The following is a 22,189-nucleotide window of genomic DNA, read 5'->3' on the forward strand; positions in this document are numbered from 1 at the left end:
TAATCCTTTCCAAGATTCCTAAACCGATTTAGCGGAGCAGTGGGCGCAATCTGCCACTACTCCCGTTAATCCGCTGAGGGAGACACTGTTGGTACGCTTAGGTCATAGACATCCATCATTTTCGCGTCACGGTGACCACTGGCTTCTTGTTTATCCGCCCTAGTGCCAGCCGTGTCAGTGATGCCACGTCGCTTTAAATCGTGCAAGGCGAAGCGCTCCTCGGAGTCAATTTCTCCGTCTGTGATCGCAAGGGTAATGAATCTCTGCCACGCGGTGTCCAGACTTGTTTTAAGAAGTGGGCCACCGTGGCTGGCCACGATGATAAAGCGCTTTGAGGCCGCGATCGGGATAGGCGTTTTACGGCGCTCCCACACCCTCGCGCGCAATGCTTTCGCGCCTTCCCAAACGTTACGCAATCGGGGTGTCCAACGGACAATGTTGTCCCGACTGCCCTTGCGTCGATTGGTCAGTATCCCCTCCTGCAGCTCGTTCGCGTCCGTGAGCGTCACGACCTCGATGCCACGCAGGCGGCAAAGGTAGGCCAGCTCCATTACGCTGGCTAGATATTCGGGACAACCGCCGGGCTCGTTACGTGCCAGACGTCCACGCGCCGTTGCGCGATCGATGAGTACGTCCATAACGTTCAACTGTGGCAACCGGCGTTGTTTACGTTCTATCGGCGCTTCGGTGCCCAAAGCAGGGTTCAACTCAAGGAAACCCCGATTGCGTCCCCACTGCAGCACGCGGCGCAGGTATCGCAGTGCGTGCGCCGCTTTTGAGGGTGTGCCCTCGTCTGCGATTCGATCGACAATGCGTTGCACCAGGGCGGCGGTGAACTTCTTCACGGCGAGATCGCCCAGCGGCTTGCCCAATTTGGTGGGGATGTTCAGCAGAACATCGCGGGAGTAGCAGTAGTCAGCGTGGGTTTTGGGAGCGAGCTTTTTGTAACGGTCGCTCAGGTGGAACTGTTCGCACACATAGCGGAGCGTTCCTCGATCGACGTTGGACGCCTCGTCCATGATTTGATGAAGTTCTACCAGCGACATGTCTGCGGGCGCCACATTTTTGCGGCGCTGCTTTCCGGTCTCGTCCCGATGAAGGGTATACCAGACACCACTGCCGCGATGGTCGAAATAAACGGCCGCCGGGAGGGCGGCCTGATCGACATGGGCAGGGATATGGGGGTTGTGCTTACGCTTCCTCGCTCGCCTCATAATATGTCGGTGTCGTACCTTTCAGAGCTGGCCGACGCGACGCCGCCGGCGTTATTAATCAGGTCAAGCGTTGTCCACGGGCCAGTTCGGCCACGGAACAAGCGCACACCCTGGGCGATCAGCGAGCGCTCAACATCGGATCGACGCTGATAACCGGTGATGTGCTGCAGGTCTTGAAAGGTCAAAACACCTGATGTTGCTCGGCTCACGGTACAACCCTCGAACCTGTGTGTTCCCGTGCCTGATGACAGACCAGTGTAGAGGCGGGTTCTGCTGAAAGCGTAGTAGAAACCACTGTGTTTGATTCTGGTGCAGGTTGCTCACGGCGTTTAAACATAACGGCGTTCCTTTGCTTTTCTAATTGCAGCCTTTTCGGCCATTACAGCGGCCCATTCCTCGGTCTTTCGATGTTGGCGAATACGGCTGCATTTTTGATGTTTTCGGGTCGATCTAGCCTTGCCGCAGATGTCGCAGATGCTTGGCAGATCCAATCGCTTGCTGGCCATCGCCGGCCGCTCCCGAATGGTTTTGCCATCGTTCATAAAATCGCCCTCGGCGATGCATGGCTGGCCAGAAGTTGGGCGACTATGGCCGCTTCGGCCGCATCAATATCGCCCTGCTGTTTGGCGAAGGTGGCCAAACACTCAAGCCGGATCCGCGCTTCGTCCGTTTTGGTTATCTGGTAATCAAACAACGCTGTGCCGACTATCCGAATCGCCATTAAGTGCCGGGCGGACTGAGTGTCGACTTCGCCCTGTGTGTTAGCCTTTGAATCGCTGCCGCTGTAGTGCTGTGCCTTCATCGTGTTGCCCTCAGTGGTGGTCGGTGTCGGGGGGCTGCAACCCCCCGACACCACCTCGTTAAGCGCTCTGGAAAATCCAGCAACGCACAGTTTTTGGTTTGTTTGCAGCGTCCAACTCCCAGGCAGAGCAAACGGTTCTGTTTGTCTCCACGAACTTCGGGCACTTGCTGGTTTTTAGGTGGCGTTTCAGCTCGGTCATGTCCGGTACTTTCTGGCGTTTCTCTGCGGCTTCTTTGGCGAAGTCGTTGAGGTTCACTGCAATCAAACTGTCATTGCGTGAGTGGTTGAGTCCGCCTGCAGCGCTGTTTAGGTATTCGTACAGTTCCCAAAACTCGACGACGACCGGGTGATCAGCATTGATGGCCAGCTGGCGATCCTTGGCCATGTTCTGGATCTCGGCGTGTGTGGCTTCCAGCTGGTGTTTTTTCAGGGGCACGATGTGCACCAATGCGTCTACGAGCGCGTGCAACTGGGCATGATTCTTTGCGATCCGGACGGTGCGAATCTCAGGGAGGGCCAGCAATGTCTGTTCGTAGGTCGGAACCTTCGAGCGGATGGTCTCCATCACGGCGGACTCCGACGTGGTTGCCTTGAGCAGAAACCCGCTCACACGGTCGACGGGCATACGCTCAAGTTTTTCAACCAGCAGCTTGGTTTGCGGTGTCTGCCCGTCTTTCGTCATGGCGATGTGCACCAGGCGTTGCAGTATCGGTTCAGAGGCGTTCACCGCGTGGTTCTGCCCGATGACCACTGCACCACGGAAGGGCGGTTCTCGTGTGTCGTTACCGTTGTTCTTTACACCGGTTGAGCGAACGCTGCGGCCGTTGTAGGCGGTCTTCAATTCGTCCCAGTCATATTGGCGGGTCTGGCTTCCATCTGATTTTTCACGCTCAGATTCAATCAACACCACCGGCAGATTCCCGACCTGGGCAAAGTTTCGTGCCCGAGCAACGGGGGTGCCCTTAGTGGGGTCGAAACCTTCGTAGTCGAGGCGCCCGCACAACTTCCAGAGGAATTCGATCAGGGTAGATTTACCGGCGCCTGGCTCGCCGATAATTTCCATGAAGGGGTAACTCTTTTGGTGCTGCCGGATCTGCTCAGCGAACAAAGAGCCGAACCAGAAAGCGAGGGCGACCAGTCCTTTAGCACCGAAGCATTGCCAAATGATGTCGAGCCATTCGGTGTCGAACTTCTCCAGGTCAGTGTTCAGGTTCAAGGTTACGGACTGGCTGAGCGTTTTAATGCTCAATCGATCCATGTCGAAGAAATCCTCTTCGTTCAGTTTGAAGATTTTCCCGTCGCGTACCGCCACGTCGCCGTACACGTAAGCGCCGTGTTCGCGGGTGTAGCCCGTGAAGTCGATGGTTTGAACGGTCTTGAGGGCGTCGGTTTGCTCCTCAATGAAAGCGTCCAGCTGTTGAGTTGTGCCGGTGAACATTCCGCCCGGAGCAATGCCCAGTAGACGCTTTTTGAACTCGGCTGATGACGCGATCTGAGCGCTGGTGAACGTGTTTTTGATCGGCGCGGCGTCGTGCGCAAAGGTGATCCGGAAGTAATACCAGGACTCGTCGGTAAGTTTGTTTTCCTGGTAGTACAGGGCTTTCGGATTGCAGGTAGCGATGCGCTGCAGCGCACCGCACTGCTGCATGGCTTTCGCCCGCATCTGTTTATTGTTCAGCTGCTGATCGTCGTGGTGCTCACTGTCCTCCAGTTCCTGAATGGCCTTGTTGTATTTCTCCAGATCAAGCTTGAACCAATACAGGCGGTTGCCGAACTCCAGATGGAATTCGCTCCGACGCTTCCAATCGAACATCACCAATGCTTTTTCGGTGGCGTTCTCAGCGATCAGCAGGGCGCCGTGATGCCGCGCAATGGTCATGTCTTTTTCAAACTGGACGTCGCGCTTGTCGCCTTCGTCCAGGAACTGCCATCGCTGGTGAAGGTCGTTCCAGTCCACCTTCCGGTTGTCCCGCTGAGGGATCTGCGCGGCCTCACAGGTAAACCCCAACTCACGGGCCATGCGAACCCAACGCTTGGTGTAGGCGTGTGCGCCTGGTTCGTTGTCCAGCGCCCAGACGAGCTTTGGCAGATTGCCCGGGCGCGCAGTGACCAACGCCTGCAGAGAGTCAGCCGGGAATGCATTTGATGACATGGCAGATACGGCGGAAATCCCGTGGTGCACCAGGGCAATGGCGTCGAAGATGCCTTCCACGATCCAGAGTTCTTTTGCTTCAAGCAGATCAACACAGGGCGGACACCACCACACACCCTTGTAGCTATCACCTGGGGCGAAGCGAGCTTTCATCTTGCCGAAGCGCGCCGGCTTATCGATCAGGCGTTCCCAGTAGCCGCCTTTCTCCAAAGCGAAACGCACCGTGGCACTGCCGGCGTTGTGCTGGGACGAGTAGTAGGTTTCTTGTGTGAACCAGCCCGCGACCAACTCAATGTTGAAGCCTCGACCAAATTCCAAATACGCCCGAGCTGTGGCTGTGGGAGCGTTGTCCGTCGCCGGCGCTCGCTTGCTCCAGTCTTCGAACAAATCGTCGTAGATTTCTTTGACGTGCATGGTGTGGCCGCACTTTTCAGGCCGGCCGCAAATGACGAGCCATGGCGTGTCGTGGCGCGAATACAACTCTTTCTTTCTGCACTTCGGACACTCACCGCCGCGCATGTAAACGGTTCCCGAGCGGTGTTTCAGACCGTAATCGAATTCCAGGCGCTTCAGGACGTCGTCGCGGAGATCATCTCTCATGGTTTTTTCACTGTTTTGAGGCTTTGAGTCAGGGCACCGGCGAGGGCGCCGATCAGATGTTTTCGAGCGGCCATCACGGGATCGTTCGTGAGAATCGACCCATGGCGCAGGCCTTCGGGAATGAAGCGGTATTGGTCTGCGTACCAAAGTTCATTGAGGCTGAGACGGTAATGTTCACGCAGGTTGACCAGGAGCGCTTGAGCCTGATCCGGCGGCAGTTTTGCGTTGATGTTGAGAGCGTTTTCCATCGTCAAACCTCAATTTCGGGCGCAGCTCACCCAAACCCACGGGAATGGGGGGATCGGGGATTTGTTGGTCGGGTGTTACGGAGTGGTGATGCGGAAACGCCCGTTGTCCGGTGCGTTCAGGATTCGCTCAAAGATCAGGCTGGCGGGGATGGCCCACACCTCACCGGTGGCTGTGTCCGTGATAACGGTGTGTGTAGGTGTGCTGATCAGAACATCCAGACGCTGCCGATCGCTCACTGCAGAAAGATCGCTGTAAGCCAGGTGAACCATTTTTTCGGCGGTAGGAGTCAGTACGTCAAAGTCGGCAACCAAGTGTCGGACTGCGCGTTTCAGCAGCAGCTGGTCGTCGCTCAGGTGTTCGCATTGGTGACGCTCAAGAAAGACCAGCGCTGCGGCTTTGAGCATGTCCTGATATTCCTGTACTGCAGGCAGATTGTTCATTGGGATTTTCCTGCGCGGTATAGAGCGATGGCTGCAAGTACTTCGGCGTGCCGTGCTGCAACGTGGAGGTTGTGAGCGTCCATAATCAGGTCGGCTTCTTCTTCGCTGATTGAACCGTCCTCCAGTGCTTTGGCGATCGCTTGGTCGACGCAGCCGCGCTTTGCCGCTACCTGCACAGAGCGAGCGTAAAGCTCGACGTTGTCCAAGGTTTCAGGATCAGCCATCGGCACGAACAGCCCGCCGTACATTGAGGCGACGTAGTTGGGGAAGTGGTGTGTTCCACAGTCCTGCTCGAGCAAGAAAACCTGAGAGTCACTGAGAGGGCTGCAGCCGGCGTTTTCGTAGGCGTGGTTGTCGAACTTTTTGAGCTTCAGGCCCAAGCGTGCGGCCGCAGCTTCGCGCCCGCCGGTATAGCTACGGATAATCTCGCTCATGACTTCTTTGCGAGTGTCTAGGATCGGGCTTTTCATCTTCTACTTTTCCCTGTTGAGCGCTGGCACTACTGTTCAACGACACCTTTTTTAACGCCGAGCAATACTGCGGCGCGGTGTGCCTCCCCACGGCGACATTTGCTTTGTCCACTCAACACCGCGTAAACGGTGCTGGGACTCAGGTTGTGTAAAAGTGCAAAGTCCTTCGCGGATTGTCCGCGCTTCTCCAATGCTTCCCGCGCTTGTTCGCGGGCTTGCTCGCTGATGCTTGTCTTCGGCATAGTGCAAATCCATGCAATTTCATGTGGTGTGAAATGCAGAATGATGCACTTTGATGCATTTGTAAATATTTGGGATGAATGATTTTGCATCTTTCTGAAGATATTGGTTCCCGCCTGCAGGAAGAGCGCAAGCGCTGCGGTATGACTCAGGCCGAGCTTGCAGACGCGATTGGCGTAGTGAAAAGAACACAGGCCAATTACGAGGCAGGGACAAGCGATGCGCCTGCGCCATACCTGAGCAAGGTCGCAGAGAAGTTTGGCTTTGACATCCCTTACATCCTGTCCGGGACTCGAACAAACTTGGCTGAAAGCGCTTTGGACGATGTCGAAAACCGACTGATAGTTCAGTTTCGAAGCATTCCGGAAGACGACCAAAAGGCTATTCGCCGCATCCTCGAAGCCATGGCCGACGACGCTGCCCGGCACCGGTCTTAAATCGCAACAAAGCCTTTCATCCATTGGGAAAACTCCCATTTCAATGCCTTTTGCTACCCCCCATAAAGCCAGTTCAGCAATGCACTTTATGGAGTAGTAAGCATGTTGGATCGCAAGATGAACGATCGCACCGCGTTCGAGAAAACCGAGTTCGATACGTCCGGACTTACAAATATCGAGCGACGTTTGATCGATCTCTATCGACGGTTGAGCCAAGTGGAGCAGCAGCAAGTCCGTCGAGTTGCCGAGATACTGGCCGTAAACCCAAAGGAGCCAGTAGAGGGCTGAATCTCATTCTTTGAGTGATCCCGATCGCCGACGCTTCTGCGTTGGCGGTTTGCAGCTACGCCACCGCCTGCGATCCCAACTGCTCGAAAAGCTCCCGCTGCTTTGCCCTGGGCAACTCGCGAAACCGATCGATCAACATGCGTTCGAAAGTCTGCGATGACGGACTGAGCGTGTGTGAGAACGTCAGGTTCGACACCCACGTATGCCCGCACCGTGCGTCGAGGCATTGGCAATACAGCTTCACGAACTCCGTTGTTACCTCTTCCCGTGAAGCAATTCGGCCCTTGTGGCCGCACTTGCATACAACTCTCATTGTGTCCCTCCCCAGGGGCAGCTGATCGCCACCATATTGCCACATTTTGTAGTGGTATTCGCTTAGAAAGGTGTTTCATGCAGTGGCATCCACTGCCAATGGCGCAGGTTTCCAGCTAAAGCGCCTGTCTTCGCGTAACCGGTCATTGAGTTGATCGAACAGCTGGCAAATCGGTCGAATTTCGTTGCTGGTGTACACGCGATCGATCTTTTCAATGTCGCCAAACCCGCCGGTGTTTTCCGGGATGATGCCGGCCAGCGCTGGGTTCATCCGCCAGGCTGCAATGACATCGTTTCGAGTGATGTTCTTCACCTTCTCCAGCTCGTCTTTCGCCTGGAAGTCGCCCACCGGGATGATCTGGATCGCGTTCTCTTTGCCGTTGGGGATGTTGACGAACATCGAGCGGAAGTTGCCCACGCCCTTGCTCGCGCTGATCTGTGCGCGCAGCTCGTCCTCGTCCTCTTCGGTCAGGTCGGGGTCGTTGGTGTAGAAGATGTAACCGGCGTGCGCGCCGTTGCTGTAGTACCGGCGGCGGAAGAGGGTCGCGGCCTCGTTCAGCAGCAACGCCTGCAGGCCGCCCAGGTAGTCCGGAATTCCGTAAATGTTCTGTTCCACGTCGTAGTCCAGGACGTGGGAAATTTCGTGCGCCTCAAACTCCATTTCCTTGTTGTCGGGCAGCAGCATCACGAAACCGCCGTCGACCTTCACGCGCATGTTGATCGCCGGCAGGTGCTGCAGCTCCAGCACCTGGCCGAACGCGTTGGTGTCGTTGTAGAAGTACGCTTCGCCGAACACCATGTAGTCCAGTCCGGCGCGTCCCATCGTCTCTGTGCTGCAGCCCGCCGAGGCGATGAACTCACGCAGCAACAGGTTGCGCTTGAATTTCGGAATGGCGCCGTGGTGCGCGTTGGCGCGCAGCAGCTTGGCCAGCCCAGCCCGCGACACCGGCGGCTTGTAGATCTTGCCGTCGTCGCTGGGGAACACGCCCACGTACTCGCCGATGTTGCCGGACAGCACTTGTTCCGGCTCCCCGAACGTAAACGAGCGCATTGGCTGTTGCTGTGGTTGGGCTACGTGGTGCTTTCTGCGTTTGCGGTTGGCCATGGCTGTTCTGGTTACTCGTGACGTAGCGGCTACGGCGCCGCTTGTTGGTGTTCAAAGGTTCGTTGGACAGGGCGTGCATCACCGCCCAGGCAATGTCGGCGTGACCGGTGGCCTCGGTACGGGATGCGCTGTAAGTGATCTGGCCGCTGTTGGTGGCGCCGCGCTTGATGGTCAGGAACGCCTGGGCGATGTCCGTCCAGCCCGCGTCCCACTCGATGCGACTGCCTTGAATCGTGTCCTGGGCCTTCAACACCAGGGCGTTTTTCGCCTCCAGGCTGTAGTGAATCGGCGTTGCCTTGGCGTAGAAGTCGCGCACCAGGTCGAACACGCCGTAACCCACGCCGGTGACATCGATGCCGATGTGCTGCACGTTGAAGCGCTCGGTCAGCTTCTTGACCTGCGCTGCCTGGTAGGTGAACGAGTGGCCACGCCAGCTGTGCTTTTCCAAAATCCGGAACTTCGCCCCGGGTTCAAGTGGCGGCGCGATGACCACGCAGGTGGCGTCGTCGCGTGTGCGGCTCGGGTCGTAGCCCAGCCAGACCGGGCTGTTGCCAAACGGGCGATCCAGATCCGGGTTGTAGTCCTCCCACAACGACAGATCCGAATAGCAGCGCTCCAGATCCTTGAGGCTGAATGCGCTTTGGGTGCTGTCGATGAACTTGCAGTAGAACAGCTGCTGGAATTTGTCTTCGTCGTACTCCAGCTGCAGCTGTTCCAGGTCGAACAGATCGCAGCCGCCGGCGATCGCATCGTCCAGGGTGATCGTCTTGCGCCACTGACCGTCCGGACACAGCGCGCCCTGCGTATAAGCCGCTTCACTCGGCCATTCGCCGCCTGCCTTTTTGCCGCGCTTGCTGTTGCGGAATTCGTCGCCCGACCAGAACGGATACGCCTGGTGCGACACGGCGCTGGGCGTCGAGAAATAGGTTTTGCGCCATTTCTTGTGGGTGCCCATGGCGCTGGCGACGGTGCTGAGCTTTTCAAAGTCGCGAATCCAGAAGTATTCGTCGACGTAGACGTGCCCGTGGTAGCCCTGGGCGGTGCTGCTGTTGGTGCTGAGAAAGCGCAGCTCGGCGCCGTTGCTTAGGGTGATCGGGTTACCGGTCAGCTCGATGCCGAACCACTGCTGGGCAAACTGGATGATGTAGCTGCGGAAGATCTCCGACTGTGATCGGCTGGCCGACAGGAACACCTGGTTATCACCGCTCAACACGGCGTCCATGAACGCTTCGCCGGCGAAGTAGTACGTCAGACCGACCTGACGGCTTTTGAGGATGTTCCGGACACGGCGGGTCAGCGGGTTCTGTTTCGCCTCGAACAGCTCTTTCTGGTAGCCGTACATTTTCGAGATGAACTTATCCAGGAAGTCCACTTCGGTCAGGCCGCTGATGTCGTTCTTCGCCTTCTTTTCGCGCTTCTTGCCGCCGCCCTCGCGCCGCTCACGGCGTTGGCTTGGCTGGCGTTCGTCAGACTCGTCCGGACGGTCGGCAGGCGCTGCCGGCGCAGGTTTCGCCGCGAGTTTTTTTAGGCGCTCCAGCAGGCTTGTCAGCCGCTCCAACTCTTTCAGCTCGGCATCCGTCAGCGGATCGATCTTTTCCAGAATCAGGGTGATTCGTCGGTTGACGGCGCTCAACGGTTCTTCATCCGTCAGCATCTCGTCCCAGCCGCCTTGGCGAATCCAGTAGTAGACGATGCGGATGTTAGGCAGCTTCAAATGCGCCTGGATTTCCTTTACCGAACAGCGGCGCAGGTAGAGGCGTTTTGCGGCTTCTTTGACTTCGGTCGGGTAGTTCATGGGCCGCAGTCTATGCGGCGAAAACGCTGGAAACGCGGGGTTAAATCCCGGCATTCGCCTATATCCGGAAAATAGGAGAACGCCGAAAACCAACCGTTTGTTTGGGGCAAAACGGCTCCCTATCGTGGCGGCTCATTCAACGATTGAGCGCAGTTACCGACCATGCCCCGTTCCCTTGTCTCCTACTGGAAACGTGTTGCCACCAGCGGCCCGACCGTCGATGGCCGCGAGATCCTGCCCCAGGAACTGCGCGACATCGCCGAGACCTACACACCGACCCTGTACACCGCCGTTATCTGGTGTGAGCACGAACGTTGGTTCGGTTCATTTGGCACCGTCTTCGCTGTGCGTCTCGTCGAGGACGCGGAAGACCTGGAGCCTGGCCAAGTTGCCCTTGAGGCGCAGTTGAAGCCCAACGACAAGTTGCTGCGCCTCAACGACGCCGGCGAAAAGCTGTTCACCAGCATTGAGATCAGGCCGAATTTCCGGGGCCGTGGCAAAGCCTACATGACCGGCATCGCGGTCACTGACGAACCCGCCAGTGTCGGAACCCAAGAACTCTACTTTTCCAGCCGCACCAGCCGCGATTCGTACTACGCCGCTTCCCACGAGCTGGGCTCTTTGAGCGAAACCGAGCCGCAGGGCGAGATCGGGCGCCTTGCCGCCATGTTCACCCGCCTGTTCAAGCGTTTCGGCATTGAAGACACGCCCACCGAAACCACCCCGCAAACCCCAACCGAGAGCAAACCCCCAATGGATGAAGCTACCGCAACGGCCTTGAAAACCCTGCTGGCCCAGCTGCTGGTCGTCGCTGCCGGCATTCAGGCCGTGATCGAGCCTGCAGCCGAAGACGCACCGGAACCCGATCAGGCCCCGATCGATGATGTCAGCGCTGCAGTAGACGAAATCGTCACCACTGCCGAGGAAGAACGCGAGTTCAAGCGCAGCGGTGCCGGCAACAAAGCTGTCCTGGCCGCGCTGGGTCGCCTGGAGAAGCAGTTCACCGCACTGAAAAACACCCCTGCCGGTCGGCAATTGCCGCGCACCACCGGCGCCGCCGACAAATCCAAAGTGCGGGTGCTCTGACATGGCCCGTTCACTGAGCGCCTACGGCGCCAAGATGTACGCCGAAATGCAGCTGGCGATCGCCGAGACCTACGGTGTCGAGCTGGCCAGCAAGATGTTCTCTGTTGAACCGTCGATCGCCCAGGAACTAAACGAGGCTATCACCGCCAAGTCGGACTTCCTGCAACGCATCAACGTCATTCCGGTGACCGAGATCAAGGGCGAGAAGGTGTTTATTGGCGTGTCTGGCCCGGTGACAGGCCGCACCAACACCAAGACCACCGACCGCGTGGCGAAGGACGCTTCGGCGCTGGATAACAGCACCTACGAACTGTCGTCGACCGAATCGGATGTGGGCCTGCCCTACGCGAAGATCGATGCCTGGGCCAAGTTCCCGGACTTCCATCAGAAGTATTCGGCTGCTGTGCAGAAACAGATCGCCCTGGATCGCATCATGGTCGGTTTCCACGGTGTGAAAGCGGCTGCGCAGACCGATATCGAAACCTATCCGATGCTGCAGGACGTGAACAAAGGCTGGCTGCAGCAACTGCGCGAGCAGGCGCCCCAGCAGGTTCTCAAGGAGGGCAATACACCTGGCAAGGTCACCATGGGGCCGGGTGGCGATTACGAGAACCTGGACGCCCTGGTGCATGACACCAAGCAAATGGTGGACGAGCGTCTGCGCGACAGCGGCGACCTGGTAGCGATCATCGGCACCGACCTGCTGGCCGCTGACAAGGCCAAGCTGTACGCCAAGCAGGGCGACACCCCGACCGAGAAAGAGCGTATCGAGGACGCCCAGGTGATCGCCACCTACGGCGGTCTGCCGAGCTTTAGCGTGCCGTTCTTCCCGGTCAACGGCGTGCTGGTCACCAGTTGGGACAACCTGTCGATTTACTTCCAGGACTCCAGCTGGCGCAAGCAAACCGTGGACAACCCGAAACGTTCCCGCGTCGAGGATTACAACAGCCGCAACGAGGGCTACGTGATCGAGCAGCTGGAAAAGATCGCGCTGACCGAAAACGTGGAGCTGGTGAAGTGAGCCTGGCCCTTGCCCACAAGCGCCGCATTTTGGCTCAGGGAACTGCTGCAGTGATCGCTGCTGCAGCGGCACCGCTGGCGTATTCGCCGGCGGAAGCCCTGAGCAGCCCAGCCAACGCGAAAAAACACCTGCTGCTGATGCAGGCCTCGCTGGATGAAGACCTGAAGCGCTTGAGCGATTTAAAGAACTTGGCGAGCAAGCAAACGCTTAAGCGAAATGAGTTGCTGCCCAAGTACCAGGACTTCATCCAGCGCTACATGGATTCGGGCCTGGTGATGCAGAACCCCGTCCTGGTGCAGGTGATGGTCTGGCTGTTCGACACCGAGCAGTTCGAAGACGGTCTGGAACTGGCGGACTTCGCGATCGAGCAGGGGCAGGAAATGCCGGAGCGCTTCAAGCGCAACGTGCAGACGTTCGTCGCTGACGCGGTGATCGAATGGGCTTTTCGTGAATACAACGCCCAGCGCAGCCCGGAACCGTACCTGTCCGACCTGCTGCCGCGTGTCGACGGCGAATGGGATCTGCCCGAACAGATCCCGAGCAAGTACCACAAGTTGATCGGTATGCGCGCCATGGAGGCCGAGCAATGGGAAACGGCGCTCAAGCACCTGGAGCGATCCACCGAGTTGCACGCCAAGGCCGGCAACGAGACACGAATTGCGAAGTGCCGTAAGGCGATCGCCAAACAAACACCCGCCGTCACCGGCGCCCAATAACCGACTACCCCCCCAGCGGGGAACTGTGGACGTGTGTCTGCCATTTATGGACAGCCCCACGAAAAACAGTCTCCCCGCCCTAATTCGAGCGGTCAGCAATGAGCTTTTCCGGGAAACCCACCACTGTTGTGGAACAGGCGATCGAGAACGACGGCTTTTGGCCGAACCTCTCCGTGGCCGAGTTCCAGAAGGGCTATCGCCTGCCGGCGGAGTTCCTGGGCGACCTGCTGACCGACGCCTTGTTTATCGCGATGGCCGAGGTCAATACCGACCTGGCCAAGCTCAAAACCAGCTGGCTTGCAGCAGGCATCGTCGCCGTGGAAACAGCCGATCCGATGCTGCTGCCTGAGCGTGCATTCAAAGCCAAGCTGTACAAGCGCGCCGTGTATTGCCGCGCCAAGGCCAGCGCCCTGCAGCAGTTCGCGACCGTGACCCGCCGCGAGAGCGCCGAGAACACCGGCAAGGAAGCGCCGGAGCGTGAAGACACGTTCCTGGCATTCAGTCAGCAGGCTGTGCGCGCCCTGCAGGGCCGTGGCCGCATCACGGCGAAGTTGCTATGACCAAGCTGCAGGCGTTGACCGCCTACCTGCTGGAACGCCGCCTGGTCGAGCCTGAACAGCTCGACAGCTGGACGGAGCAGGTCAAGCTGTCGCTGATCTGGAAACCCGACGTCGACGGCATGCACTTTGCCGACATGCACTACCGCGCCGTGATTGTCCTGGAGCGTTTCGCCGCCAATCCGGCCCGCATGATGGCCCTGGTGGGCAGTTGGCTGGAGACTCACGACGCCGACCGCGACCGCCACGAACTGCCGGCGCCGGAATTTGCCGTGGAGCCCTTGGACAGCGATCTGTTCGACGTGGAAGTCACGCTGGAATTCGTCGAGCCGCAGTATCTCTCCGAAGATCCGGGCGGAGAGATCCAGGCCTTCGGCAAGACCTGGGCGTTCGTTCCATTTGATCTGTGGATCGCCGAGCGCGGCGAGGTGGCCACCAATGGCGGGGCGTAGCACGTTCGAACTCGACGTGCGCGGACGCTTGGGCGTGCGCGAGCAACTGGCGTTGCTGAGCCTGCCGCCGCAGTTGCGCCGGCGTTTGCTGAACCAGGTGACCAAGCGCGTGCGGACGATGAGCCGCAAGCGTCAGCGTGCCCAGCAGAACCTGGACGGTTCGGCGTTCGCCCCGCGCCAGGGCGAGAGCAAGGGCAAAAAGAAGATGGAAGCCGGCCTGGCCAAGCTGATGGTGGTCACCCGCGTGACCGCTGATGAAGCGGAATTGGGCTGGAAAAACGCTCTGACCCGATGGGTCGCCGCGCAGCAGCACTACGGCGTCAGCGAGCGCCGCACCGCCGCGCAGATGCGCCGCTGGAACAAAACCCCGCCGGGTCTAGCCGCAACCGAGAAACAAGCCAAGCGCTTGCGTCGGTTGGGTTTCCGCGTGCGCCAGGCCGGCAAAAAGAGCCTGACCAGGCCGTCTGTGGCGTGGATTCAAGAACATGTGAATTACGCCAAGGCGGGTCTGTTGATCCGCATCCTGGACGACCAGCGCAGCGAGTCGTCGGGCGCGCAGAGCTGGGAAATCACGCTCCCGAAACGCCAGTTCATCGGCGCCGAAACCGAACGCGACACCGACCTGCTGATTAGCCAGGTGTTGCAACAAATCCTAACTTCACCCCGCTAACGAGGCACTGCATGGCACTCGGTCAAGTCACCGTCGACAATCTCAACCTGGGCCAGGGGCCTGTGAGCGAGATTGAGCGTTACTTTCTATTCATCGGCCCCGCCGGCAAGAACGTCGGCCAGATCCTGCCGCTGAACACGGACAGCGATCTGGACGCCGAACTGGGCGTTCCGGCCAGCGACCTGAAAACCCAAATCACCGCTGCCCGTCTCAACGGTGGCCAGCGCTGGGCATGTGTTGCGGCTCCGATCGGCGCCGAGGGCAAATGGGACGAGGCGTTGGAAAAGGCCCAGCAGCAGGGCTATTCCGTGGAAGCCGTGGTGATTACCAAGCCGGTGACCGCTGCCGCCGAGCTGTCGGCGATGCATGACGCGGCGATCGCGCTGAACAACACCTACGGGCGTCGCGTGTTCGTCATGGCGTCCGCGCCTGGCGTCACCGCCGAACAGACCTGGGCGCAGTACGTCAGCGAGCGCAAAGCGCTGTTGGCCAACCTCGCCGCGCCGCGTGTGTTGGTCGTACCGCAGCTGCACGGCAATGACCTTGGCGTGCTGGCCGGTCGCTTGGCCAATGCTTCCGTGAGCATCGCTGACAGCCCGATGCGCGTGGCTACCGGTGCCGTGCTGGGCCTCGGCCCTGTTCCGATCGATGGCGAAAAAGTCCCGCTGACCTCGGCGGTGCGCAGCGAGCTGGATCGGGCGCGCTACTCGGTTTCGCAGACCTATCCCGACTACCCGGGCGTGTACTGGGGCGACGGCAACATGCTGGACACCGCCGGCAGTGACTTTCAGGTCGTGGAATACCTGCGCATCACCGACAAGGCCGCTCGGCAGATCCGCCCGCTGCTGATTCGCCGCGTGGCCGATCGCCGACTGAACAACACCCCCAACAGCATGGCCGTCAACACCAACCAGCTGATGGCGCCGCTGCGCGCCATGGCCAAGTCCGTCACGTTCGCGGGCCAGGTGTTCCCTGGCGACATCGAGCCGCCAAAGGACGGCGACCTGGTGCTGACCTGGCTGACGAAAACCAAGGTCGCGGCCTACATCAAGCTCAAACCCCACAACTGCCCGAAAGACCTGACCGCGAACATCGCCTTGGATCTTTCCACTGAGAAAACGGAGTAACGCCCCATGGCGAAGATTGGCGGCAAGAACTTTGACGTAAACCTGGGCGACATCGCGCTGCACGTCGAAAGCTGCACCCTGGACATTACCGACAATTCGGCAGTGGCCCAAACCCGTGGCGTGCCGGACGGCTACGTGGACGGCGATGTCGCCGCCGCCGGCGAGCTGGAACTGGACAGCACCAATTTCAACTTGCTGGTGGACGCGGCGCGCTCGGCGGGCAGTTTCCGCGAGCTGAAACCCTTCGACTCGGTGTTCTTCGCGAAGGCCGGCGAGGATGAAGAAATGCGCGTGGAAGCGTTCGGTTGCCGGGTGAAGGTCTCCAGCCTGCTGTCGATCGATCCCAAGGGCGGCGAGAAGAGCAAATACAAGGTTCCGTTCGACGTCACCAGCCCGGATTTCATCCGCATCAACGGCGTTCCGTACCTGGCCGCTGCTGAAACCGAGGGGCTGCGCTGATGGTGGACTGGTTCGACCGCGCCCAGGAGCTGGAGCAACGCCAACGTGACCAGGCGATCAAGGCCCAGCTGAGCAAGGCTGTGCCGGTCGGGCCGAGCCTGACCCATTGCCAGGACTGCGACAAACCAATTCCGCCGGCGCGCCAGGCGCACGGCGGCATAACCCGGTGCGTCCCGTGCCAGACGGACGTCGAGAAGAGTAAACGCCGATGACCACTGACGCCGTGCGCCTTGCCGCGCTGGAACAGAGATTTGCCGTCTTTGAACACCGGCTGGGCGAGCTGGAAGACCGCCACGAAACCGTCCCGACCCGTGTCACGAAGCTGGAGCAGGGTTTCGAACACATGGCGGGCCAGCTGTCGGAACTCAACGCCGGCCAGCAGACGCTGACCGTTGCGGTGAATGACATCGGCGCCAAAGTTGGCCGCTTGCTGACCATCCTGACGCTGGTTGGCGCCGTGCTGCAGATGGTCGTGCCGGCACTGCTGCGCGTGTGGTTCCCATGAGCCTGCGCGGGCGGATAGCCGCCGGTTTGATCGCGCTGGCCAGCACGCCGCTGGTGATCTTCCTGGGCACCTGGGAAGGCAACGGCCAGAACACCGTTTATGCGGACAAGCTCGCCGGCGGACTGCCCACGGTTTGCAAAGGCATCACCCGGTTTACCAGCCCGTACCCGGTCGTCGTCGGCGACTACTGGTCGCCGGCCAAGTGCGCCGAGGTGGAGCAACTGGTGATCCGCAAAGCGCAGCTGCAGCTTGCCGAGTGCATCACGAACCCGAACGTGGGCCAGAACACATTCGACGCCCTCACCAGTCATGGCCACAACTTCGGCGTGACCAGCACCTGCGCCAGTCGATCGGTCGCGCTTATCAACGCCGGTCGCATTGCCGAGGGCTGCAAAGCCCTGGCATGGGCACCGGACGGCAAGACGCCGGTATGGGCCTTTGTGACTGACGCCAAGGGCCAGAAGCGCTTTGTGCCGGGCCTGCACAACCGCCGGCTGGCCGAATCCCGGCTGTGTGCGGAGGGCTTGTGATGCTGCGCGAAGCCTTGTTCCTGATCGTGCTGTGCCTGGTTGCCTGGATCGGTTTCGACGTACTCGAAGGCCAGCGCGACGAAGCCAGACGCGAGCGCGACAGCGCGAAATGGGAGGCCAGCGGCCTGCGGGAAGCGGCACGCATCAGCGGTGAAATGCTCGCCGAGCGGGACGCGATCGACCAACGAAACACCAAGGAATTGACCGATGCACGCATTGAAAACGAACGCCTGCGCCGCGCTGTTGGCGATGGTACTGGCCGGCTGTACGTCAGCGCCACCTGTCCCTCCGCCGGATCTTTGTCCGCCACCGCCGGCACCGCCCGCGTGGCTGATGCAGGACGCGCCGAACTCGCTGCAGACGCTCGACCGGATTATTTCACCCTCCGAGATCAACTCGCCAAAAGCCGGCAAATGATCGTCGGACTGCAGCAATACGCCCTTGGCGTTTGCCGGCGATCGTCGGCGCCCCAGGGCACCACTTTTCCCAACCTCAAAAAGAGCGATACCCCATGAGCCAGCAAAACACCGAAATCACCCTGGAAGTCGGCGAACAGGAATTCACTTTCAACCTGTCCCCGGCGGACGTGACCAAGTACTTCAACGCCCTGACCCAAACCAACAAGGTCGCCCCGGGCAACAACCTGTTGATGACCACCGTCAAGCAAGAGGAAAAGGCCACGCTGAAACCGCTGCTGGCCAACCCGGTGATGGTGATGCAGTTGGCCGGCGCGTTGTTGGAGGAATACGCGCCCAACGTTGAGGTGATCGTAAAAAAGCGCTCGAGCACGCTGAGCGCCTGAGCGAAAACGGCCTGGGCCAGCTGATGGCCCTGACGAACCGCTGGCTACCTGGTGTCGAACCCACGCCCGAGGCGATGGGGACGGCCAAGTGGCTGGAGGACGAACACTGGAGACGCATGGAATTTGCCGTGGCTAGCGGCATCGCCCTTGCGCTGAACGGGTAACGACATTGGCAGACCGTAGCGCCAGCCTGGCTTTCATTCTCAGCTTGCAGGACAAGGTCACCGCGCCCCTGGGCAAGGTGAAAATGGGTTTTGCCGAGCTTTCCGATCAAAGCGAAAAGCACATCAAGACGATCGGCCTGGGCTTGGGCGGTCTGACGGCGGGCGTGGTCGCCATTCGCGAATCCATGGAACCGGCGCTGGAGGTCAATCGTGCCCTGGGCGATGTCCGATCGCTGGGCGTAGCCGAGGACGCGCTGTCGGCGCTCAACGCCAAATCACTGGAGTTCGCGGTGAACTACGGCGAGAACGCCAGGGACTTTGTGGCATCGGCGTACCTGATCGAGGGCGCCATTAAGGGTCTTGCCGGCAACCAGCTGGCGACCTTCACCAACACCAGCAACCTGCTGGCCAAGGCCACCAAGACCGACGCCGAAACCATGGGCGAATACGTCGGCACGCTCTACAACCTGCAGAAATCCCAAGCCGATGCGATGGGGAAGGGCGCGTGGGTCGAAAAGCTCGGCGGCCAGACGGCGCTGGCGGTGCAGCTGTTCCGCACCAGCGGCGCAGCCATGAAAGACGCCTTCAAGGAAGCCGGGGCGATCGCCACGACTTCCGGCGTCGACCTGGCTGAACAGATGGCGGTGATCGGCACGCTGAGCAGCACCATGGAAGGCGGCGACGCCGGCGGACGGTACAAGGCGTTTTTCGAAAACATCGGCGCCGCCTCCGAAAAGCTCGGCATGAAGTTCACCGACCAGCAGGGCAAGTTGCTGCCGATGATGACCATCCTGGACAAGCTTCAAGGCAAGTTCGGCGACCTCACCAGCGCGTCGGCCGGGGCCAAGCTGATGGAAGCCTTCGGCGGCGAAGGTGCCCAGGTGATCGGTGCGCTGGCCAAGGACACCGATCGGCTGCGCAACGGCATCGAGCAACTGGGCAAGGTGCGCGGGCTGGAGAACGCCGAGCAGATGGCGCGGGCGATGGTTGACCCGTGGCAACAGTGGGCGTCCCTGGTTGAAGTCATGCGAGTAGTTTTCGGCCAGGTGCTGATCCCGGTGCTGTCGCCGTTTATGGCCAAGATGGTGGACATCGGCAAAACGCTGGTGCGCTGGTCGCAGCTGTTCCCGAACATCACCCGGGTGATCGGCATCACCGCGCTGACGATCATGGGCATCGTCGCCGCGATGTCGGCGCTGACCATGGTAGTGGGCATTGCCCGCATGACCTGGTTGGGAATGCTGACGGTCTGGAAAGTCTTCCAACTGATGGGGCTGCGCACCGTCGCGGTGTTCATCCTGCAGAAGCTGGCCATCCTGGCTTACGTCGCCGTGATCTACACGCTGAGCGCCGGCCTGGCGCTGATTCGCGGCGCCATGATGCTGTGGCAGGGCGCGATCTGGCTGGTCAACGCGGCTCTGTTGGCCAACCCGGTGGTGTGGGTCGTGGTCGGGATCGTCGCCCTGGTGGCGGTCATTGCGGCGGCGGTCTACTTCTGGAAGGAGTGGACGAGCGCCCTGATGAACACGGCCGCGTTCCAGTTCGTCGCCGACAAGCTCCAGAAACTGTCCGACTGGTTTAACTCCATGGGCGGCTGGTCGGGCATGGCCAAGGCCGCGTGGGACAGCATCGTCGGCATTTTTACCAAGGCCGTTAACGGCGTGATCGAGCTGCTGAACAGCATCCCGGGCGTGAACATCGAAACGCGCTTCGGCGGTATGCCCGAGGTGCCAGGCGTCGACGCCGCTGCCAGCGCTTCCGACACCGCCAACGCTGCGCAGAAAGCCCAACAAACCATCAACGCGGCCATTCCAAGCCTGTCGCCGGCGCGCCCGTCGGCGGTGCCGCCGGGTGGCCTGCTAACCAGCATCCAGAACAACAACAGCAGCCAGAACAAGGGCACGCATGTGGAGAACGTGAACATTCACACCGGCAAGCAGATGACGCCGCTGGAGATGGAAAACATGGTTGCGATGGCGGTAGGCGGATGAGCGAGTACGTGGATCTGCTCATCGTCGACAACGACCTGGCGCTGGATCTGTCGCACCAGCCGCTGCTGGTCGACGACCGTGCCTGTATTGCCCAGGACATCGCCCACATGATCCGCGACAGCGGGCTGTTGGTGACGCTGGTGGCCGAACGCGATCGCCTGCGTCAACGCGATTGCATCCAGCAGATGGAACTGCTGGTTGAAGAAGACGTGCGCCTGGTGCCGGGAACGGCGCGTATCACCGAGCAGGCGGCAGGTGTGTATCTGGTGACCGCCAAAACCATCAAATTCGGATCGATTGAGGTAAGTCTGTGAGCGTCGATTTCAAAAAGGTGATCGCCGATACCGGCATTCCGACCACCGAGGCGGGGCTAAAGGCCGCATGGGAAAAAGAGGTTGAAGCCCAGGGCGCGAAAGTCGCCAACACCAGCAGCTATTCCCCATTCTGGCGAGTGATGACCGCACTGGTGACCAAGCCGGTTTTGTGGCTTCTGGATTTCCTGTGCCTGACCGTGCTGCCCAACTTCTTTGTGAAAACGGCGGTCGACGCCTGGCTGGACACGCTGGCATGGGCGGTCAACGTCGAGCGCAAGGGCGCGACCAAGGCAAAGGGCAAATTGCTGTTCACCCGGGCCATTCCGGACGGCGTGCTGCAGTTGGAAAAGGGGATCGTGGTGCAGTCTGCCGCGATCAATGGCAACGTCTACAAACTGGTTACCACGGCGTCGGCGACGTTCCAGCAGGGCCAGCTGCAGTTGGACGTTCCCGTGGAGGCAGTCGAGGCCGGCAGTGGCTTCAACCTGGCGCCGGGGTACTACGCGATCCTGCCGGTGCCGATCCCTGGCATAGTCCAGGTGGTGAACAAAGACGGTTGGCTGGAATCCCCAGGTGCAGATCCGGAACCCAACGACCAGTTGCGTCTGCGCGTGCGTAACCAGTTCTCGGCGGTCAACCAGTGGCACACCGACGCGGTGTATCGCGCCATGATTTCCGCCTTCCCGGGCGTGCGGCCGGATGGTGTGTATTTCGAACACGGCGCGCCCCGTGGCCCGGGCAGTGCCAATGCCTACATCCTGTTCGATGCGGGTGTGCCGGCGGACGCCTACCTGCAGCAGATCAATGCGCACATCCGCGACCAAGGCAACCATGGCCACGGCGACGATCTGATGGCCATGGTCATGCCCGAAGTCCCGGCGACCGTGACGCTGTGGCTGTGGCCCAAGCCCAACTTAGGCGCCGAGCGGATCGCTGCCCTGGTGAAAGAGGTGGAATTGTTCGTGCGCGCAGCTTTTCGAGAAAGCACCGCGACGGACTACCAGCCGACGCTGACCTATCCGCAATCACGTTTCAGCTACAGCCGGCTCAGTGAAGAGATTCACCAGCAGTTCGAGGACATCGCGTCCCTGCGGTTTCTACCCGGTCAGGACATCATCAGCGGGCTGAACATTCCACGCCTGGGCCAGTTGAAGGTGACGGCGCAATGACCAAGCTCAAGTTGCCTTTCTGGCTCGGCGGCACCGAGCTGTCGAAGTTATTGGCCGCTGCACAGTCCTGGTGGGAAACCGTCACCAGCTGGCTGCGCTGGCCCTACCTGCAGATCGATCCCGACACCTGCCACCTGGCCATTCTGGAACTGTGGGCCTGGCAGCGTGACGTGACGCGCTTCACCGGTGAACCGGAAGCCCTGTTCCGCCTGCGCGTGAAATTCGCCTTCATCAACTCAGTGGACGCCGGCAGCACTGCCGGCATGAAGCGCATTTTCGAGCGCCTGGGCGTCGGCTATGTGGAGATCGAGGAACGCCAGCCCGGGCGTGACTGGGACGTGGTGCTGCTCAAGTTCAGCAACGCGCAGCTGTCCCTCAATCCGGAGTTGTTGCGTGTGCTGATCCAGCAGTACGGCCGCACCTGCCGGCGCTATGACTTCGTGACCATTACCCCCGTGGGCCTGCAAATCGGCCTGATCGACTTCAACGACGACCAGCAAACGCTGGTCGCCAGCCTGTAGG

General features: G+C 60.1%; 31 protein-coding genes. 19 read left to right on the forward strand and 12 right to left on the reverse strand.

Features of this window, described 5'->3' with window-relative positions; all coding sequences use genetic code 11:
• Positions 1 to 65: 65 nt before the first annotated feature.
• From ABV589_RS16465 to ABV589_RS16505, 9 genes are all read right to left on the reverse strand, one after another.
• Positions 66 to 1,214, reverse strand: coding sequence for an integrase (locus ABV589_RS16465; protein WP_367082550.1), 1,149 nt, complete (start codon positions 1,212 to 1,214; stop codon positions 66 to 68).
• Entirely contained in the window at positions 1,211 to 1,423 is a 213-nt protein-coding gene (locus tag ABV589_RS16470; RefSeq protein ID WP_367082552.1) for a hypothetical protein, read from the reverse strand. The genes ABV589_RS16465 and ABV589_RS16470 overlap by 4 nt, the downstream gene beginning before the upstream one ends.
• Before the next feature lie 120 nt (positions 1,424 to 1,543).
• The gene (locus ABV589_RS16475; RefSeq protein ID WP_367082553.1) at positions 1,544 to 1,756 is read right to left on the reverse strand and encodes a hypothetical protein; all 213 of its coding nucleotides are present in this window, start codon (positions 1,754 to 1,756) and stop codon (positions 1,544 to 1,546) included.
• Positions 1,753 to 2,016: a hypothetical protein gene (locus tag ABV589_RS16480; protein ID WP_367082555.1), complete on the reverse strand. Its 264-nt coding sequence runs from the start codon at positions 2,014 to 2,016 to the stop codon at positions 1,753 to 1,755. Before ABV589_RS16480 ends, ABV589_RS16475 begins: the two co-directional genes overlap by 4 nt.
• A gap of 58 nt (positions 2,017 to 2,074) precedes the next feature.
• A complete protein-coding gene (locus ABV589_RS16485) occupies positions 2,075 to 4,768 on the reverse strand; it encodes a toprim domain-containing protein (RefSeq protein WP_367082557.1) in 2,694 nt (897 codons plus the stop codon).
• Positions 4,765 to 5,016, reverse strand: a complete 252-nt coding sequence (locus ABV589_RS16490) for a hypothetical protein (RefSeq protein ID WP_367082559.1) — start codon at positions 5,014 to 5,016, stop codon at positions 4,765 to 4,767. The genes ABV589_RS16485 and ABV589_RS16490 overlap by 4 nt, the downstream gene beginning before the upstream one ends.
• Before the next feature lie 75 nt (positions 5,017 to 5,091).
• Complete coding sequence (locus ABV589_RS16495; RefSeq protein WP_367082561.1) at positions 5,092 to 5,457, reverse strand: hypothetical protein; 366 nt, start codon at positions 5,455 to 5,457, stop codon at positions 5,092 to 5,094.
• Positions 5,454 to 5,927, reverse strand: coding sequence for a YmfL family putative regulatory protein (locus tag ABV589_RS16500; RefSeq protein WP_197869389.1), 474 nt, complete (start codon positions 5,925 to 5,927; stop codon positions 5,454 to 5,456). Before ABV589_RS16500 ends, ABV589_RS16495 begins: the two co-directional genes overlap by 4 nt.
• A 29-nt stretch (positions 5,928 to 5,956) precedes the next feature.
• Complete coding sequence (locus tag ABV589_RS16505) at positions 5,957 to 6,169, reverse strand: DNA-binding protein (protein WP_197869388.1); 213 nt, start codon at positions 6,167 to 6,169, stop codon at positions 5,957 to 5,959.
• Between the two features lie 141 nt (positions 6,170 to 6,310).
• On the opposite strand from ABV589_RS16505, the gene ABV589_RS16510 reads away from it, so the two are divergent.
• Both ABV589_RS16510 and ABV589_RS16515 read left to right on the forward strand, forming a co-directional pair.
• Positions 6,311 to 6,604, forward strand: coding sequence for a helix-turn-helix transcriptional regulator (locus ABV589_RS16510; RefSeq protein WP_367086209.1), 294 nt, complete (start codon positions 6,311 to 6,313; stop codon positions 6,602 to 6,604).
• A 102-nt stretch (positions 6,605 to 6,706) separates the two neighbouring features.
• Positions 6,707 to 6,892 (forward strand): hypothetical protein, encoded by a 186-nt coding sequence (locus tag ABV589_RS16515; protein ID WP_121183161.1) that lies wholly within the window; start codon positions 6,707 to 6,709, stop codon positions 6,890 to 6,892.
• Positions 6,893 to 6,947: 55 nt separating this feature from the next.
• Here ABV589_RS16515 and ABV589_RS16520 read toward each other — a convergent pair whose 3' ends face one another.
• The 3 genes from ABV589_RS16520 to ABV589_RS16530 form a co-directional block, all read right to left on the reverse strand.
• Positions 6,948 to 7,205: an ogr/Delta-like zinc finger family protein gene (locus ABV589_RS16520; RefSeq protein ID WP_047293252.1), complete on the reverse strand. Its 258-nt coding sequence runs from the start codon at positions 7,203 to 7,205 to the stop codon at positions 6,948 to 6,950.
• A 75-nt stretch (positions 7,206 to 7,280) separates the two neighbouring features.
• Positions 7,281 to 8,150, reverse strand: a complete 870-nt coding sequence (locus tag ABV589_RS16525; protein WP_367086210.1) for a phage portal protein — start codon at positions 8,148 to 8,150, stop codon at positions 7,281 to 7,283.
• A complete protein-coding gene (locus ABV589_RS16530) occupies positions 8,062 to 10,104 on the reverse strand; it encodes a terminase family protein (protein ID WP_367086211.1) in 2,043 nt (680 codons plus the stop codon). Before ABV589_RS16530 ends, ABV589_RS16525 begins: the two co-directional genes overlap by 89 nt.
• A 162-nt stretch (positions 10,105 to 10,266) precedes the next feature.
• Between ABV589_RS16530 and ABV589_RS16535 the strand changes: the two genes are divergently transcribed.
• The 17 genes from ABV589_RS16535 to ABV589_RS16615 all read left to right on the forward strand — a co-directional run bounded on the left by ABV589_RS16535 (position 10,267) and on the right by ABV589_RS16615 (position 22,188).
• Positions 10,267 to 11,190, forward strand: coding sequence for a GPO family capsid scaffolding protein (locus ABV589_RS16535; protein WP_367082564.1), 924 nt, complete (start codon positions 10,267 to 10,269; stop codon positions 11,188 to 11,190).
• A gap of 1 nt (position 11,191) precedes the next feature.
• A complete protein-coding gene (locus ABV589_RS16540) occupies positions 11,192 to 12,211 on the forward strand; it encodes a phage major capsid protein, P2 family (RefSeq protein WP_085649268.1) in 1,020 nt (339 codons plus the stop codon).
• A complete protein-coding gene (gpM, locus tag ABV589_RS16545) occupies positions 12,208 to 12,927 on the forward strand; it encodes a phage terminase small subunit (RefSeq protein WP_367082566.1) in 720 nt (239 codons plus the stop codon). The genes ABV589_RS16540 and gpM overlap by 4 nt, the downstream gene beginning before the upstream one ends.
• A gap of 98 nt (positions 12,928 to 13,025) precedes the next feature.
• Complete coding sequence (locus ABV589_RS16550) at positions 13,026 to 13,487, forward strand: head completion/stabilization protein (protein ID WP_221397784.1); 462 nt, start codon at positions 13,026 to 13,028, stop codon at positions 13,485 to 13,487.
• Complete coding sequence (locus ABV589_RS16555; RefSeq protein ID WP_367082568.1) at positions 13,484 to 13,936, forward strand: phage tail protein; 453 nt, start codon at positions 13,484 to 13,486, stop codon at positions 13,934 to 13,936. Before ABV589_RS16550 ends, ABV589_RS16555 begins: the two co-directional genes overlap by 4 nt.
• Positions 13,923 to 14,606: a virion morphogenesis protein gene (locus ABV589_RS16560; protein ID WP_367082569.1), complete on the forward strand. Its 684-nt coding sequence runs from the start codon at positions 13,923 to 13,925 to the stop codon at positions 14,604 to 14,606. Before ABV589_RS16555 ends, ABV589_RS16560 begins: the two co-directional genes overlap by 14 nt.
• Positions 14,607 to 14,617: 11 nt before the next feature.
• Positions 14,618 to 15,733, forward strand: coding sequence for a DUF2586 domain-containing protein (locus ABV589_RS16565; protein ID WP_367082570.1), 1,116 nt, complete (start codon positions 14,618 to 14,620; stop codon positions 15,731 to 15,733).
• A 6-nt stretch (positions 15,734 to 15,739) separates the two neighbouring features.
• Complete coding sequence (locus ABV589_RS16570; RefSeq protein WP_085649262.1) at positions 15,740 to 16,192, forward strand: phage protein; 453 nt, start codon at positions 15,740 to 15,742, stop codon at positions 16,190 to 16,192.
• Positions 16,192 to 16,404, forward strand: a complete 213-nt coding sequence (locus ABV589_RS16575) for a TraR/DksA C4-type zinc finger protein (protein WP_085649261.1) — start codon at positions 16,192 to 16,194, stop codon at positions 16,402 to 16,404. The genes ABV589_RS16570 and ABV589_RS16575 overlap by 1 nt, the downstream gene beginning before the upstream one ends.
• Positions 16,401 to 16,697, forward strand: coding sequence for a hypothetical protein (locus tag ABV589_RS16580; RefSeq protein ID WP_367082571.1), 297 nt, complete (start codon positions 16,401 to 16,403; stop codon positions 16,695 to 16,697). Before ABV589_RS16575 ends, ABV589_RS16580 begins: the two co-directional genes overlap by 4 nt.
• Entirely contained in the window at positions 16,694 to 17,227 is a 534-nt protein-coding gene (locus ABV589_RS16585) for a lysozyme (RefSeq protein ID WP_367082572.1), read from the forward strand. The genes ABV589_RS16580 and ABV589_RS16585 overlap by 4 nt, the downstream gene beginning before the upstream one ends.
• Positions 17,227 to 17,742: a lysis system i-spanin subunit Rz gene (locus ABV589_RS16590; protein ID WP_367082573.1), complete on the forward strand. Its 516-nt coding sequence runs from the start codon at positions 17,227 to 17,229 to the stop codon at positions 17,740 to 17,742. The genes ABV589_RS16585 and ABV589_RS16590 overlap by 1 nt, the downstream gene beginning before the upstream one ends.
• A complete protein-coding gene (locus ABV589_RS16595; protein WP_221397778.1) occupies positions 17,739 to 18,029 on the forward strand; it encodes a putative phage tail assembly chaperone in 291 nt (96 codons plus the stop codon). The genes ABV589_RS16590 and ABV589_RS16595 overlap by 4 nt, the downstream gene beginning before the upstream one ends.
• A gap of 169 nt (positions 18,030 to 18,198) precedes the next feature.
• A complete protein-coding gene (locus tag ABV589_RS16600; RefSeq protein WP_367082574.1) occupies positions 18,199 to 20,184 on the forward strand; it encodes a phage tail tape measure protein in 1,986 nt (661 codons plus the stop codon).
• The gene (locus ABV589_RS16605; RefSeq protein WP_367082575.1) at positions 20,181 to 20,498 is read left to right on the forward strand and encodes a DUF2590 family protein; all 318 of its coding nucleotides are present in this window, start codon (positions 20,181 to 20,183) and stop codon (positions 20,496 to 20,498) included. The genes ABV589_RS16600 and ABV589_RS16605 overlap by 4 nt, the downstream gene beginning before the upstream one ends.
• A complete protein-coding gene (locus tag ABV589_RS16610; RefSeq protein WP_367082576.1) occupies positions 20,495 to 21,667 on the forward strand; it encodes a baseplate J/gp47 family protein in 1,173 nt (390 codons plus the stop codon). The genes ABV589_RS16605 and ABV589_RS16610 overlap by 4 nt, the downstream gene beginning before the upstream one ends.
• Positions 21,664 to 22,188: a phage tail protein gene (locus tag ABV589_RS16615; protein WP_085649253.1), complete on the forward strand. Its 525-nt coding sequence runs from the start codon at positions 21,664 to 21,666 to the stop codon at positions 22,186 to 22,188. The genes ABV589_RS16610 and ABV589_RS16615 overlap by 4 nt, the downstream gene beginning before the upstream one ends.
• The last annotated feature ends 1 nt before the right edge of the window (position 22,189 follow it).

The sequence above is a fragment of the Pseudomonas sp. HOU2 genome (assembly GCF_040729435.1).
Classification (GTDB): domain Bacteria; phylum Pseudomonadota; class Gammaproteobacteria; order Pseudomonadales; family Pseudomonadaceae; genus Aquipseudomonas.